This window comes from Martinezella tropici (genome assembly GCF_003287875.1).
Classification (GTDB): domain Bacteria; phylum Pseudomonadota; class Alphaproteobacteria; order Rhizobiales; family Rhizobiaceae; genus Rhizobium; species Rhizobium tropici_C.
Window position 1 is genome coordinate 145,197 of sequence record NZ_QMKK01000046.1, and the last position, 15,096, is coordinate 160,292.

The following is a 15,096-nucleotide window of genomic DNA, read 5'->3' on the forward strand; positions in this document are numbered from 1 at the left end:
CTACTCCCGGTTCTGTTTGAGGTTCTTGTCCATGTCGCGCACCGCTTCGAAAAGCACGGCGGCACCCATGGCGATGTCGTCATTCTCGGCCCATTCCTCGGCACAATGGCTGCGGCCTTCCTTGCAGGGCACGAAGATCATGGCGGCAGGGGCGACCTTGGCGATCCAGGCCGTGTCGTGGCCGGCGCCGGAGGCCATGCGGCGATGCTTGGCGCCGACAGTCTCGCAGGCGCGCTCGAGCGTTTCGAGCAGCACCGGAGCACCCGGCGTCGGCATATTGTCGGAGACGCGAACCGGCGGGTTGATCGTCACGCCATAATCGGCGGCAATCGTCTTCACCTCACCGTCGATCCAGGTCAGGAAATCTTCCATGTCGCTGCGGATTTCGGCGCGGCCGTCGATCAGGAGCACGACCTTGGACGGCACGACATTGGCCGCATTCGGCTCGATGCGGAATTCGCCGACGGTTGCAGCAAAATGGCCCGGCGTTTTCGCCTGCTCGGCAGCGCGTTGACGAATATCGAGTACCAATTGCGAGGCCGCTACCAGCGCATCCGCACGGCGATCCATTGGCGTCGTGCCGGCATGGTCGGCGCGGCCTTCCACGGTGATTTCGATGCGGGTGATGCCGGCGATTGCGGTGACGATGCCGATGTCCTTATTCTCGGCCTCCAGCACCGGACCCTGCTCGATATGCAGCTCCAGGAAGCCGGCGAGATCCGGCCGCTTCTGGGAGAGCAGCACGGAGGGATCGCCGCCGACTTCGGCAATGCCTTGAGAAAGCGTGCGGTCGCCGCTGACACGGGAGAGCCACGCCTCGGGGATCTGTCCGGTCATGCCGCGGCTGCCGATGCAGGAGACGCCGAATATGCTGACTTCTTCGGCGAGGAAATCGACGATCTCCAGATCATGGTCGAGCTCGATGCCGCGATCCCTAAGGGAGCGCGCGACTTCGAGCGCTGCGATCGTGCCGGCGATACCATCGAAACGGCCGCCATCGGGCACGGTGTCGGAATGGGAGCCGACAAGGATCGTGCCGAGGCCAGGCTCGGCGCCGGCGCGCCGGCCGATCAGATTGCCGGCGGCGTCGATGCGGGTCTCAAGCCCTGCCGCCTTCATCCGTGCTTCGATATAGGCTCGCCCTTCGAGGAAGAGTGGCGAGAAGGCGCGGCGCGTCCACGGGTGGCCCGGATCGGTAATCCTTGCCAGCGCATCGATATCCTCAGCGATGCGATCGGCGTTTACGGGCAGGTTGTGGCGCTTGGGGTCGGTCATCAGGCTGCATCTCCGGCAAGAATTTGGCGAGGCAAGGGACGGACGAAGCTGCCGGAGCCAGGTTCGGCCAGCACCTTCTGTCCCTCGGTGATCTGCTTGCCTCTAAGATAGGCGGCGGACACAGTCCAGGGCAGGCGAATGCCGTTATAAGGGCTCCAACCGACGACGTTGTTACCGCTGGCCGCCGCGTCATAAACCGTTTCGCGCGGTTCCAGCACGACGATATCGGCGTCCTTGCCCGGCGTCAGCGCGCCCTTGATATGGTCGAGGCGGAAATGCTTAGCCGGGTTTTCCGCCATCAGCTTCGCCGCCCAGGTCAGCGGTACGCCGCGCTCCAGGGCTCCCTTGACGAAGAGCGGCACCATGACCTCCAGTCCCGGCACGCCGGAAGCATTCGCCAGCATGTCCGGATTGGTTTTGCGGTTTTCCGACCAGCTGACGTGGTCGGTCGAGACGAGCCAGACATTGCCCTCCGCCACCTTGCGCCACAAGGTTTCCACTTCGGCACGCGGGCGGATCGGCGGATTAATTTTCGCCTTGCCGCCAAGGCGCCGCACATCGTTTTCCTCGTCGAGCGTCAGGTAATGGATGCAGCACTCGACCGTCGCTTCGAAGCCGTCGCGGCGATAGGCACGGGCGATGTCGTAGCCGCGGCCGAGCGAGCAATGCACGACATGCGCCGGGCAGCCGGTATCCGCGCCCGTTTCGAAGATCGTGTGCATGGCCAGAAGCTCTGTGATAGGCGGACGGGACAGGCCGTGAGCGCGATAGTCGGTGATACCGCTCGCCTTCACCTGCTCCATGTAGGTGCGGACTGCTTCATCATCCTCATTGTGCACACCGGCGGTCAGGCCCGTGGGCGCGATGGCAGCAAAGCAGGCCTCGAGCAGGGCGGGCGGAATGCGGGGAAAGCGCTTGGGATCGGTGCCGAAGGTGGAGAATTTGAAGGCGGAAACGCCGGCCTCGACCATCTCGGCGATACGCGCCGGACCTTCTTCCGGATCGATCGTGCCGTAGAGGGCGAAGTCGACGCGCGATTGCGGCGCGGCATGGTCGATCTTCTTCTTCACCGCTGCTGCCGAGCAGACGAGATTGCCTTCGTCATAGGGCATGTCGACGATGGTGGTGACGCCGCCGGCGGCTGCCGAACGCGTCGACCAGACGAAATCCTCCTGGTCCTTCTGCGAGAGCGAATGCACTTGCGCATCGATCGCGCCGGGCAGGATCAGCGCCTTGCCGAGCAGGTGCCGCTCGCGTGCGGCCGGCGGCACGCCGATGCCGACCTCAGCGATCTTGCCCTCGCGCACGGCGACATAGCCGGCTTCCACGATGCGTTCAGGCAGAACCACGGTGCCTTGCAGAACAAGATCGAAATCGGCCATGTGTATTCTCTCCGCTCGTCGGTTGGTTCAGATGGCAACGGTGTCGCGATAAAGGCGCTCTTCGACCCGCTCCAGCGAGCCGAGCGCGAAAAAATCATCATAGGCGAGGATCGGCTTGTGGGCGATCAGTTCAGAGACGAAGGACTCCGAGCCCAGCTCCTCCTCGATCGCCTCGACTTCGGCCGAAAGGGGACGGTCGATGACATAGAAGTCGGCATGCTTGCGCACGACGTCGTAGAGCATACGTGCGACGCCTTCCGGCTTGTCGCCGAGAATGTCCATCGCTTGGGCCGACAGCAGGGCCTCAAGGGCGGCAAGGCGCTTCAGTGCCCGCATCTGCCGTTCGAAACGTTCGATGACCAGCGGCAGGAAGGCGGCCTCGTCTTCCATGCCGGCCGCAACCACCAGCGACTGTGCCGAGACCGGATTGGACATGGAGAGAACGCGCGAGAAGATCTCGCCGGCGAGCTTGATGATCGGGCCGAAGCCGGTCGCGATCCTGCCTTCGGGTACGAGATTGACAGGCAGGCCGCGCCGCTGGCCGTTGCCGAGCAGGACGCAACGATTGAAGGCATTGCGGGCCGCATGCGCCATGCAGATGACGGCCGCTTCCAGAAGCACGGTGACATCGAGCGGAAGAGAGCCGCCGGAGGTCATCACACGCCCATCGACGATGACCGGGTTGTCGTCCGAGCGGCCGGTGGCGGCCAGAATCTTGTGGCCGGCGGTCAAGAGGTTTTCGATGACGGCGCCGAAGACCTGGGCGATCATGCGCAGGCTCAGCGGGTCCTGCACGTGGGTCGCGACCGGCCAGGGCCATTCATCCGAAGCGTTGCAGAGCCAAGCGCCGATCAGGGCCTCGCGGGCGGTGCCGACATGGCGCACGGAAATCCATGGATCGCGTGAGGCGCCGAGCGCGCCGGCGGCCATCATGCCGGTCGCGAGCAGCACGCGGATCGAGGCGGCGGCATTGCGGGTCGTCTCGGCAGCGGCGGCGAAGCTGACCGCATTGACGCTGAGCGAGGCCAGACTGTCGCGCGGCATCATCCTGACGGGAGCGATACCGGCGGCATCGAAGGCATCGGCCGCCTGCATGCGGCGGCCGCGATAGACGGCCTCGCCCACGCCGGTCAGAACCGCGCCGATCTGGCCCATCAGTCCGATATCCGCACAACCGATCGAGCCCGTACGCCTGACGACAGGAATGACATCCGCGCTCAACAGCTGCAGATAAGCTTCGATCAGTTCTTGCGAGCATCCGACCTGACCGGTGAGAGCCGTGTTAACCCGGATCGCCATGGCGTTGCGCACGACCGACATGGAGAAGGGCGCCCCGGTGCCGAAATGGTGGGCGCGCACGAGGCCGAGATTGAAGGCATCGAGATCTTCGGGGGACCATTCGACATCTTTCATGGCTCCGACACCGGTCGTGGAGCCATAGACCGGCATGCCCGATTGAATGGTGCTTTCGAGAACGCTGCGTGCCAACCGTATGCGAGCCATGCCGTTTTCCGATGCCGACGGCAGGACGGCGCCCGCTCCGATCCGCACCAGATCGCTGAACCCGAGGGGTTGCCCGCTGAGTTCGATACCGGCTCTCTGACGCTCCATCTTTGCTGTTCTCCTTTTTTACAAGGCTATGCGAGCCTTATCATCAATGGGATATCCCAAATGGCGAACACCTTGATCTGTGCCGGACGACTGATTTTGAGGCGAGCGCGCGCATCGCGCAACTCTATGTTTGCGCGCGCATATGGCTTCCCGCGCCGGCCAACTATTTCGGCCGAGGCGAGAAGAGCATCAGAAGGCTGGGCGATCAGCCGAGGTGCCAGGCGATATAGAGAAGCGTCAGCGCGATCACCCAAAGCGCGAAGCGGCCGGAGCGGCTGTGCTTGGCCTCGGCCTTGCCGATCGCTTCGGCGGTCTGCGGATCGAAACGCAGGCCGTTTTCGCTCATGTGCAGCAGTTCGTGATGGAATTTTTCGGTCTTGGCGGCAATCTCGGGCGCAGCTTCGGCAAGCTTAACGGCTGCCTTCAAACCATCCCTCAGATCGGTCATGATCCGTTTCGGGCCGAGATTGGTGCGGATCCAATCGCCGACGACCGGTTCGGACGCCTTCCACATGTTGAAGCGCGGATTGAGCATGCGCGACACGCCCTCGACCACAACCATGGTCTTCTGCAGCATCACCAGTTCGGGCCGGGTTTCCATGTCGAAGAGTTCCGTCACTTCGAAGAGCAGGGTCAGAAGCTTACCCATGGAGATGGTTTCGGCCGGCTGGCCATGGATCGGCTCGCCGATCGCGCGGATGGCCTGCGCAAAGCTCTCCGTATTGTGATGGGCGGGCACGTAGCCCGCCTCGAAATGCACCTCGGCGACCCGGATATAATCGCGGGTGATGAAGCCGTAGAGGATTTCGGCGAGGAAGCGGCGCTCCTTCTTTCCGAGACGGCCGACGATGCCCATGTCGACGGCGACGATCATGCCCCTGGGATCGACGAAGAGATTGCCAGGGTGCATGTCGGCATGGAAGAAGCCGTCACGCAGCGTATGGCGCAGGAAGGACTGGATCAGCGTATCGGCGAGCGCGTTAAGATCGTGGCCGGCGGCCTTCAGCCCCTCGACGTCGGACATCTTCACGCCGTCGATCCATTCCATGGTGATGACGTCGCGGCCGGTGCGCTCCCAGTCGACCTTCGGAACGCGGAAGCCCGAGTCCTTCTCGGTGTTCTCGGCGATCTCGGAAAGCGCGGCTGCTTCCAGCCGCAGATCCATCTCGACCTTGGTGGTCTGCTCAAGCGTCTTGGTCACTTCCACCGGCCGAAGGCGCCGGCTGGAGGGCATGAATCGCTCCTGCATCCCCGCCACGAGATACATCGCCTTGATATCGTTGGAAAAACGCTGGCGAACGCCAGGCCGGACCACCTTGACGGCGACGCGCTTGCGGCCCTCTGCCGTCTCGATTTCGGCCGGATGCACCTGCGCTATCGAAGCGGCGGCGATCGGTTCACCGAAGCTGACATAGAGGTCCTCGATCCGCCGGCCGAGCGACGCTTCGATGGCCGCCGTTGCCATATCATGCGGAAAGAAGGCCATGCGGTCCTGGAGCTGCGACAGGTCGTTGGCCATGTCGACGCCGACGACATCGGGGCGCGTTGCCAGGAACTGGCCGATCTTCACATAGGAAGGACCGAGCCGTTCGACCGCCTTGGCAAGCCGGTCGCTACGCGCCTGGCTCTTCGCTTTCCTGCGGGCGAAGATGCTGACGAAGGATTTGGCGAGGCTGACGGAGGGCGGCAGCCCTTCCGAAGGCAGCGCCATGACCACGCCTTCGCGCACGAGCACCCAGCCGACCCGAACAAGGCCGAAATATGCGCTGAAAGCACTCATATCGTCTCAAGATCTCGGAACACGGAGGCCATAAGCCGGATCGGATGACTGGATATCATGCTTCAGAGCTTCCAGCCTGAGTGCAGCGCGGCGATGCCGCCGGTGTAATTGGTGAAGCTTACACGCGAGAAGCCGGCCTCGCGGATCATCGTTGCGAAGTCCTGCTGATTCGGGAACTTGCGGATCGATTCCACCAGATATTGATAGGGCTCTGCCTCGCCTGTGATCGCCTTGCCGAACTTTGGAATGGCGTTGAAGGACCAGGCGTCATAGACGCGGTCGAGCAGCGGCAGATCGACTTCGGAGAATTCGAGCACGAGCAGCCGGCCGCCGCGCTTCAGCACGCGATAGGCTTCCTTCAGCGCGACATCGATATGCGGCACGTTGCGGATGCCGAAAGCGATCGTATAGGCGTCGAAGGAGTTCGGCTCGAAGGGCAATTCCTCGGCATTCGCTTCGACGAAGGTGAGATTGTCGGCAAGCTTCTTCTTTTCTGCGCGTTCGGCGCCGACGGCAAGCATCGAACCGTTGATGTCGAGCACGGTCGCATGCGCCAGCCTATTCGAGGCCTCCACGATGCGGAAGGCGATATCGCCCGTGCCGCCGGCAACATCGAGTATCTTGTAACCGGGATCCTTGCGGGGATTGAGCGCCGCGACCATCGCATCCTTCCAGGCGCGATGCATACCCATGGACATGACGTCGTTCATGACGTCGTAGCGCTTGGCGACCTTGTGGAACACCTCGTTGACGAGGCCCTGCTTTTCGCCATCGGCCACTTCGCGGAAGCCATAGGATGTTTCCATGCCGCCATTGGCGGAGGTGCGGCTTTCTGCCATCGGCTCAACTCCATTACACGACAGCGCCGCGCGTCATATGCGACGCGCAAAGGTCGCTACAGCACTTTAAATCTGCTGCATAATTTATTCCTTAAATCGATTCCGATTTAAGGAATTACGCAGTATTGAGCGGCGGACCATAGCGAAATCACGTTTGCCACGCTATCTCATCAGCCTGATCACCGCCGCGATGCCTTGGGCTATAGCTCAGATCATAAGCGGTTGAAACATAAAGATGGATAGCCATGCCGGAATTACCAGAGGTCGAAACCGTCAGACGGGGGCTCGCGCCTTCCATGGAGGGCGCCGTTCTGAAGGAGTTGGAGCTGCGCCGCAACGACCTGCGCTTTCCTTTTCCGATCGATTTCGCCCGGACGGTTGCGGGGCGCGGCATCACGTCGCTGTCGCGCCGCGCCAAATACCTGCTGATCGATCTCGATGATGGCAAGACGATCATCGCCCATCTCGGCATGTCCGGTTCGTTCCGGGTCGAGGCGGGGGCTGCGGCCGGCGCGCCGGGAAGCTTCCATCATCCCCGTTCCAAGGATGAGAAGCACGATCATGTCGTTTTCCATCTGGCTGGCGATAACGGCGATGCGCGTGTCATCTATAACGACCCCCGCCGTTTCGGCTTCATGGACATCGTCAGGCGGGCCGACATGGTCAGTCACCCCTTCTTCCGCGATCTCGGCCCGGAACCCACCGGCAATGAACTCGACGCTGATTATCTGGCTAAGCGCTTTGCCGGCAAGGCGCAGCCGCTGAAAAGCGCGCTGCTGGATCAGAAGAACATCGCCGGTCTCGGCAATATATATGTGTGCGAGGCGCTTTGGCGTTCGCATCTGTCGCCGTTGCGCGCCGCCGGCACGCTGGTCACGGATGCCGGCAAGCCGACAGAGACGCTGTGGATGCTGGTCGATGCCATCCGCGAGGTCATTGCCGATGCGATCGCCGCGGGCGGCTCGTCACTGCGCGATCATATCCAGACGGACGGCTCGCTCGGCTACTTCCAGCATTCCTTTTCCGTTTACGATCGCGAAGCCCAGCCTTGCAGTACGCCCGGCTGCGGCGGTACGGTCAGCCGGATCGTGCAGGCGGGACGCTCTTCTTTCTACTGCGCCTCCTGCCAAAGCTGATGGAAGGCCGAAGCTGATTCAAGAGAAAAGGGAGAGACAGGTGGCTTACGAAACCCTCATCGTCGAAATGCATGGGGCTGTCGGCCTCATCAAGCTCAATCGGCCACAGGCGCTGAATGCGCTGAACTCCACCGTGCTTTCGGAGCTGAAGCAGGCCTTTGCCGCCTTTCACCAGGATGATGCCATCGGCGCGATCGTGCTCACCGGTTCGGAAAAGGCCTTCGCCGCCGGTGCCGATATCAAGGAAATGCAGTCGCTCGATTTCGTCGACGCCTACAAGAACGATTTCTTCAGCGGATGGGCTGATATCGCCAATGCCCGCAAGCCGGTTATCGCGGCGGTCAGCGGCTTCGCGCTCGGCGGCGGCTGCGAGGTGGCGATGATGTGCGATTTCATCATCGCCTCGGAGACGGCCAAATTCGGCCAGCCGGAAATCACCCTCGGCGTCATCCCTGGCATGGGCGGCTCGCAGCGCCTGACCCGCGCCGTCGGCAGGGCAAAAGCGATGGATCTGGTGCTGACCGGCCGGATGATGGATGCAGCCGAGGCCGAGCGTTCGGGCCTTGTGGCGCGCGTCGTGCCTGCCGACAAGCTCCTGGACGAGGCAATGGCGGCCGCCGCCAAGATCGCCTCTCATTCCCGCCCATCCGTGCTCATGGCCAAGGAAGCGGTCAATCGCGCTCTCGAGACTACCCTCGAGGAGGGGCTGCGCTTCGAGCGCCGCCTGTTCCACAGCCTGTTTGCCACGGAGGACCAGAAGGAGGGCATGGCCGCCTTCATCGAGAAGCGCAAACCGGAGTTCAAGAACCGGTGAGGCCGAGATTCCGGAATTACGCGGCTTTGGCGAGAATCCGCGTTGACGACGGGGCTCATTCCGGTTATATGCCCGCCACAGTTTGGAAAGCCGCTCTGGTTTTCCGCAATTGCTCCCGCATTGCTGGATGAAGTGGCCGCAAGGCCCGCGCCGCAACGATGGAGTTTTGTTCGAATTCTAAGAGAGGCATACATGGCCAATACTACCTCGGCGAAAAAAGCGACCCGCAAGATCGCCCGCCGCACCGATGTCAACAAGGCTCGTCGCTCGCGCGTTCGCACGTTCGTTCGCCAGGTCGAAGAAGCCATCGCATCGGGTGATGCGGATCGCGCAAAGGCAGCTTTCGTTGCTGCCCAGCCGGAACTGGCTCGCGCAGCCACCAAGGGCGTGCTTCACGCCAACACCGCTTCCCGCAAGGTTTCGCGTCTTGCCAAGCGTGTGAAGGCCCTTTCGGCCCCGACCGCATAACTTTCCATTAACGATTTCGTCGTTAGACTTAAGCCCGGCCCTTGTGCCGGGCTTTTTGGATTCGGCCAAAAAATTGCCGCATTGCCAAAAAAGACCGACTGTTCATGTCATTGGCGTGACAGAAATATACTTTTAAAAACAAGAGCTTACGGCAGGATATCTCAGCGCTGGGTGATCTGCGTGACGCATTGCCGGCTCACAAGTGAGTCAAGGGATTTTTTATTTTTTTTGTTTTGAAAGCTGTGGGAATCGCGTTTGTCGGGAATCTCTTTGATTCAACAGCGATTCTTTTTTGAAGGGCTTGTGACAGTCAAAAATGGCTTCCAGAGTCAATGGCCGCCTCTTAATTTTGTGTAAAATTCATCGTTGATATCTGCCCGCGATCCTGCCTAAATGCATTTCAACAAGGGGCGCGGATTTCACCTTAAACGGCTTCGGCAAACACCGTCATCTACGGCGGCGTGGGTGGTTTTGTCTCTTGTGACGGAGCAGTTCAGCTCCGTTTTTTCAAACAGTTGACGAGTTAAAGCTGGAAGCGGCAACGCTTGCGGAACGAGGAAGCTTGTCTGTCCTTTGCAGCCGGAGTTAGTGGCGTGGCTGTGGAGAGGGGAGAAAATTGACAGCCATGGGGCAGCGGTCGGAATACGAGGGCCGATCGATGCTCCAGTTGCAGATAGTCGGGTGAAGGCTGCTTGAGAGCGGTTTTCGCCACAGTTTTTCTGTAACGCCCGTTGGCAGGGCATGGCTGATGAACCGGTATGCGGCGCGGCTTGGGACAACGGGCGCGATTGTCATGCTATGGCGAAGAACCTAGGGGCGGCGGTGCATTGCTCTCCCGCCCTATAAGAGACTGTGGAAGGCGGCATTATATGCAGATACATACGAGGGCGACGGGTGCGTTGGAGAATGGGGACAATGCGCAGGCGTTCGGTGCGGTTTGCTTAGAAGCGGCGGGGGAAAAGGGAGACGTGGCGCAAAATAATCTGTTCGAGCGCGTTAGCGCGCGCTTGAAGGCCCAGGTCGGACCTGATGTCTACGCCAGCTGGTTCGCACGGCTCAAGCTCCATTCGGTATCGAAGAGCGTTGTTCGTCTCACGGTTCCGACAACCTTTCTGAAGTCGTGGATCAACAATCGTTATCTTGATTTGATCACCAGCCTGTTCCAGGCTGAGGATGCTGAGATCCTGAAGGTCGAAATTCTGGTCCGCACCGCGGCACGGCAGGGCGTGAAGCCTTGCGCCGACGAGCAGCCTGCCCTGCCGGATCAGGCGGCCGTGGCGCCGATCCGCCGTCCCGCCGCACAGCCGGCGGGCCATGCGGCGGCGCAGGCCGTGAGTGCTGTCGCAGCCGCGCGGCCCGCAACGGCAGGTGCGCCGTTGTTCGGCTCTCCGCTCGATTCCCGCTTCACCTTCGATACCTTTGTCGAAGGCAGCTCGAACCGTGTCGGCCTTGCCGCAGCAAAGACCATCGCCGAAGCGGGTACCGGCGCCGTGCGCTTCAATCCGCTCTTCGTCCATGCGACGGTCGGTCTCGGCAAGACGCATCTTCTGCAGGCGATCGCCAATGCCGCCGTGCAGAACCCGCGCGGTCTGCGCGTGGTCTATCTAACGGCGGAATACTTCATGTGGCGCTTCGCAACCGCGATCCGCGACAATGATGCGCTGACGCTGAAGGACTCGCTGCGCAACATCGACCTGCTCATCATCGACGACATGCAGTTCCTGCAGGGCAAGATGATCCAGCATGAGTTCTGCCACCTGCTGAACATGCTGCTCGACAGCGCCAAACAGGTCGTCGTTGCTGCCGATCGCGCTCCTTGGGAGCTGGAATCGCTCGACCCGCGCGTGCGTTCGCGCCTCCAGGGCGGCGTAGCGATCGAAGTCGAGGCGCCGGATTATGAAATGCGCCTTGAGATCCTCAAGCGCCGCCTCGATGCTGCCCGTCAGGACGATCCCTCGCTGGAAATCCCGGCCGAGATCCTCTCGCATGTCGCCCGCAACGTCACTGCCAGCGGCCGCGAACTGGAAGGAGCCTTCAACCAGCTCATCTTCCGCCGCTCTTTCGAGCCGAACCTGACGGTGGAGCGCGTCGACGAACTGCTGGCGCATCTGGTCGGCTCCGGCGAGCCGCGCCGCGTCCGCATTGAGGACATCCAGCGCATCGTCGCGCGTCACTACAATGTCTCGCGCCAGGAACTGGTTTCGAACCGCCGCACGCGCGTCATCGTCAAGCCGCGCCAGATTGCTATGTATCTGTCGAAGACGCTGACGCCGCGTTCCTTCCCGGAAATCGGTCGCCGCTTCGGTGGCCGCGATCATACGACAGTGCTGCATGCCGTGCGTAAGATCGAGGAACTGATCTCCGGTGACAGCAAGCTGTCGCACGAGATCGAGCTGCTGAAGCGCCTCATCAACGAGTAGGCCCAGCGGTCATCATTGACGGTATATTCTTCGGCCGGCTTCATCGCCGGCCGTTCCTTTTGTACGATCAGGCAAGGCGGAGAAGCACGCCTATGCGGATGGCACCGTGCGGGACACTTCGGAAAACAGCCAGGATCGCAGGGCCGCAATAGCCGGCCGCTCCAATGCGCCGGGCGGATAGACGAGGTGATAGGCGAGCGCGCTCGCAAATCCGATCGGGAAGGGCGCAACGAGCGTACCCTCAGCCAGCTCCTGCTCCACGAAGGACCGGCGCATCAGCGCGATGCCGAGCCCCGCCTTCATGGCGTGATAGGCACCCGTCCCGTCGGTAAAGACCGGTCCATGCATCGCGTCCACGCGCGTCGCACCGGCAGCTTGCAGCCAGAGCTCCCAGTCCCGTCGATAGACATCGTGGATCAGCGTCAGATTTGCCAGAGCGTCGACTTCAGGAGAAGGGCCGAGGGCCGCCGCCGTCTCGGGCGTGCAGACCGGCACATACTCGTCATCCAGCAGCCTTTCGCTCGCCAGCCCCTCGTAGCCGCCGAGGCCGTGGCGGATGGCGATATCTATCCCATCCCGTTGGAAATCCATCATGCGGTGCGAAGCGCTGATGCGCAGGTCGATATCAGGATGCGCTTCCTCGAACCGCCGCAGCCGCGGCACGAGCCAATGCGTGGCAAAGCCGGCGGTACAGGTGACGGTCAGCACCGTGTCCTTCGAGCGCATCGCCAAGGCCGCTGTCGCCTCGCGGATGAGGCGGAAGGCCGTTCGCATCGTCGCGAAATATTCAGCGCCTTCGCTCGTCAATGCGAGGCTGCGGGTCCGCCGCTCGAAAAGCCGCACGCCGAGCGCAGTTTCAAGATCGCGGATCTGCAGGCTGATGGCGCCTGGCGTCACATGCAGCTCGTTTGCCGCCAGTGTCATGCTGAGATGCCGGGCGGAGGCCTCGAAGGCGCGCAGCGCCGAGAGGGATGGCAGTTGATCCATGATAATTGAGCTCAGCTAAATCATGATCTGAAAAAGACTCGTTTGTCAGAGTCCAAGAATAGCGGGATTATTCCAGCAATTCGAAAGGTTGGCAATCATATCGAGATCCGGCCATCGATAAGCAAAACTCAATCGGCAGATGCTGGAGATAATCAGATGTCTCAGAAATCCATGGGCGCAGTCGAATGGAGCATGTTGATGGGGCTATCCGTCCTTTGGGGCGGCTCCTTCCTGTTCAACGGCATTCTGGTGCGCGAACTCCCGCCCTTCACCATCGTTACCGCGCGTGTCGCGCTCGCCGCCATTGCGTTGCATGTCATCGTGCGCGCCACCGGACATTCCATGCCGAAAGACGGCAAGACCTGGCTCGCCTTTTTCGGCATGGGCTTCCTCAATAATGTCATTCCCTTCCTGCTGATCGTATGGGGGCAGACGCATATAGCCAGTGGCCTCGCATCCATCCTCAATGCCACCACGCCGCTCTTTGCCGTCGTCGTCGCCCATTTCCTGACGGAGGATGAGAAGATGACTGGCAATCGGCTGATCGGGGTCATCGTCGGCTTTGCCGGCGTGGCGCTGATGATCGGCCCGTCGGTGCTGGCGAGCCTCGGTTCCAACGTACTGGCGCAGCTCGCCGTGCTGGGTGCCGCCTTCAGCTATTCCCTGGCCGGCATATTCGGGCGTCGTTTCCGCCGCATGGGGCTGGCGCCGATCATTCCGGCCGCCGGTCAGGTGACAGGCTCGGCCATCCTGCTGTTGCCGATCGCGCTCTTCGTCGACCGTCCCTGGACGCTCACAATGCCGTCGTCGGAGACCTGGCTTGCTCTTGCCGCCCTGGCCATCCTGTCGACCGCCATCGCCTATATGCTGTTCTTCCGCATCCTTGCGACGGCCGGCGCCACCAACCTGATGCTGGTGACCTTCCTGATTCCCGTCAGCGCGATCCTGCTCGGAGCCCTCGTTCTCGGCGAGAGCCTGCAGCCGAAGCATTTCATCGGCATGGCCCTGATCGCCGTCGGTCTTGCCGCAATCGATGGGCGACTCTTCACTTTCCCCTTGAGGGGGAGGATCGGCACGTAGTGCCGGGGCAAGGTGATCTCGGCAAGAACCGAAGCTTGAATTGATCTTCAGCAGTCACCCCCACCCGCCGCTTCGCGGCGACCTCCCCCCTGAAGGGAGAGGTGTTAACAAGCGAGATCGGCGACGACCGAATCGAGCACCAGCATTCCCGCCGGCGTGCAGCGCAGGCGGGAGTTGCCGATCCGCTCTATGAAACCGTGTTCCAGTAAAAACGCCTCGCGCTGCGGATCGGGATCGCGGCCGGACAGTTGCTGCCAGCGGGCAAGATCGACGCCCTCCCGCAGCCGCAGGCCCATCAGCAGCAATTCGTCGGCCTGTTCGTCAAACCCGAGCATTTCCTGGTCGATCATGCCGTGGCCGTCGCGCTCAACCATCTCGATCCAGCTTTCCGGCTTGCGCTCGGTGGCCGTCGCCAGCTTCTGGGGCCCTCTGGTCAGGCGGCCATGGGCGCCGGGGCCGATACCGGCATAGTCGCCATAGCGCCAATAGGTGAGGTTGTGCCGGCTCTCGGCGCCGGAACGGGCGTGATTGGAGACCTCGTAGGCCGGCATGCCCTCGCGTTCGGTAATCTCCTGCGTCGCTTCATAAAGCAGCGCCGATTGATCGCCATCGGGCACGATCAGCTTTCCGGCCTTGTGCAGGCCGTAGAAGGGCGTGCCTTCCTCGATCGTCAGCTGATAGAGCGAGAGGTGATCGACCGCATAGGAGATTGCCTCCTTCAGCTCGCGCTCCCATTCCTCGACGGTCTGGTTGGGGCGGGCATAGATGAGGTCGAAGGACATGCGCGGGAAGATCTCGCGCGCTAGCCTGATCGCCTTCAGCGCATCCTCGACATTGTGCAGACGTCCGAGGAATTTCAGATCGCGGTCGTTCAGCGCCTGCACGCCCATCGACACGCGATTGACGCCGGCGGCGCGATAGCCGCGAAAGCGCTCCGCTTCGACGCTGGACGGATTGGCTTCCATGGTGATCTCGATACCATCAGGCACATGCCAGGTTTTTGCGATACCATCGAGCACCGCACCGACTGTTTCCGGTTTCATCAGCGACGGCGTGCCGCCGCCGAGGAAGACACTGGTGACGGTCTTCGGGCCGCTGATCATCCGCATCGTCGCCATTTCCTTCAGAAAGGCGGCGGCAAAGCGTTCCTGATCGACAGGCTGGTGGCGCACATGGCTGTTGAAATCGCAGTAGGGACATTTGGCCGCGCAAAAGGGCCAATGCACATACACGCCGAAACCGGGTTCGCCGGTATCGGGCAGCAATTGCGCGCCGTGCATCAGATCCTGTGTGTCCACGATTTC

Annotated in this window: 12 protein-coding genes; 5 read left to right on the forward strand and 7 right to left on the reverse strand. The window is 61.8% G+C overall.

Going from position 1 to position 15,096, the window contains the following annotated elements:
- From DQ393_RS20845 to ubiE, 5 genes are all read right to left on the reverse strand, one after another.
- Positions 1 to 1,275, reverse strand: coding sequence for a Zn-dependent hydrolase (locus DQ393_RS20845; RefSeq protein ID WP_112343622.1), 1,275 nt, complete (start codon positions 1,273 to 1,275; stop codon positions 1 to 3).
- A complete protein-coding gene (locus DQ393_RS20850; RefSeq protein ID WP_112343623.1) occupies positions 1,275 to 2,657 on the reverse strand; it encodes a dihydroorotase in 1,383 nt (460 codons plus the stop codon). The genes DQ393_RS20845 and DQ393_RS20850 overlap by 1 nt, the downstream gene beginning before the upstream one ends.
- A gap of 27 nt (positions 2,658 to 2,684) precedes the next feature.
- Positions 2,685 to 4,268 carry an aromatic amino acid lyase gene (locus tag DQ393_RS20855; protein WP_112343624.1) on the reverse strand — a complete coding sequence of 528 codons (1,584 nt, stop codon included), beginning with the start codon at positions 4,266 to 4,268 and terminating at the stop codon, positions 2,685 to 2,687.
- Positions 4,269 to 4,473: 205 nt separating this feature from the next.
- Positions 4,474 to 6,048: a 2-polyprenylphenol 6-hydroxylase gene (gene ubiB / locus DQ393_RS20860; RefSeq protein WP_112343625.1), complete on the reverse strand. Its 1,575-nt coding sequence runs from the start codon at positions 6,046 to 6,048 to the stop codon at positions 4,474 to 4,476.
- A 62-nt stretch (positions 6,049 to 6,110) separates the two neighbouring features.
- Entirely contained in the window at positions 6,111 to 6,887 is a 777-nt protein-coding gene (gene ubiE, locus DQ393_RS20865) for a bifunctional demethylmenaquinone methyltransferase/2-methoxy-6-polyprenyl-1,4-benzoquinol methylase UbiE (RefSeq protein WP_112343626.1), read from the reverse strand.
- A gap of 245 nt (positions 6,888 to 7,132) precedes the next feature.
- Here ubiE and mutM point away from each other — a divergent pair, with 245 nt between their 5' ends.
- From mutM to dnaA, 4 genes are all read left to right on the forward strand, one after another.
- Complete coding sequence (mutM, locus tag DQ393_RS20870; RefSeq protein ID WP_112343627.1) at positions 7,133 to 8,023, forward strand: bifunctional DNA-formamidopyrimidine glycosylase/DNA-(apurinic or apyrimidinic site) lyase; 891 nt, start codon at positions 7,133 to 7,135, stop codon at positions 8,021 to 8,023.
- Between the two features lie 40 nt (positions 8,024 to 8,063).
- The gene (locus DQ393_RS20875) at positions 8,064 to 8,837 is read left to right on the forward strand and encodes an enoyl-CoA hydratase (protein WP_112343628.1); all 774 of its coding nucleotides are present in this window, start codon (positions 8,064 to 8,066) and stop codon (positions 8,835 to 8,837) included.
- A gap of 192 nt (positions 8,838 to 9,029) precedes the next feature.
- The gene (gene rpsT, locus DQ393_RS20880) at positions 9,030 to 9,305 is read left to right on the forward strand and encodes a 30S ribosomal protein S20 (protein ID WP_004108374.1); all 276 of its coding nucleotides are present in this window, start codon (positions 9,030 to 9,032) and stop codon (positions 9,303 to 9,305) included.
- 869 nt (positions 9,306 to 10,174) lie between these two features.
- Positions 10,175 to 11,725 carry a chromosomal replication initiator protein DnaA gene (gene dnaA, locus DQ393_RS20885; protein WP_112343629.1) on the forward strand — a complete coding sequence of 517 codons (1,551 nt, stop codon included), beginning with the start codon at positions 10,175 to 10,177 and terminating at the stop codon, positions 11,723 to 11,725.
- A gap of 90 nt (positions 11,726 to 11,815) precedes the next feature.
- On the opposite strand, the gene gcvA is transcribed toward dnaA, so the two are convergent.
- Positions 11,816 to 12,712 (reverse strand): transcriptional regulator GcvA, encoded by an 897-nt coding sequence (gene gcvA, locus DQ393_RS20890; protein WP_181592398.1) that lies wholly within the window; start codon positions 12,710 to 12,712, stop codon positions 11,816 to 11,818.
- Between the two features lie 156 nt (positions 12,713 to 12,868).
- Between gcvA and DQ393_RS20895 the strand changes: the two genes are divergently transcribed.
- Positions 12,869 to 13,792, forward strand: coding sequence for a DMT family transporter (locus DQ393_RS20895; RefSeq protein WP_112343631.1), 924 nt, complete (start codon positions 12,869 to 12,871; stop codon positions 13,790 to 13,792).
- 104 nt (positions 13,793 to 13,896) lie between these two features.
- On the opposite strand, the gene hemW is transcribed toward DQ393_RS20895, so the two are convergent.
- The gene (gene hemW, locus DQ393_RS20900; protein WP_112343839.1) at positions 13,897 to 15,072 is read right to left on the reverse strand and encodes a radical SAM family heme chaperone HemW; all 1,176 of its coding nucleotides are present in this window, start codon (positions 15,070 to 15,072) and stop codon (positions 13,897 to 13,899) included.
- Positions 15,073 to 15,096: the final 24 nt, after the last annotated feature.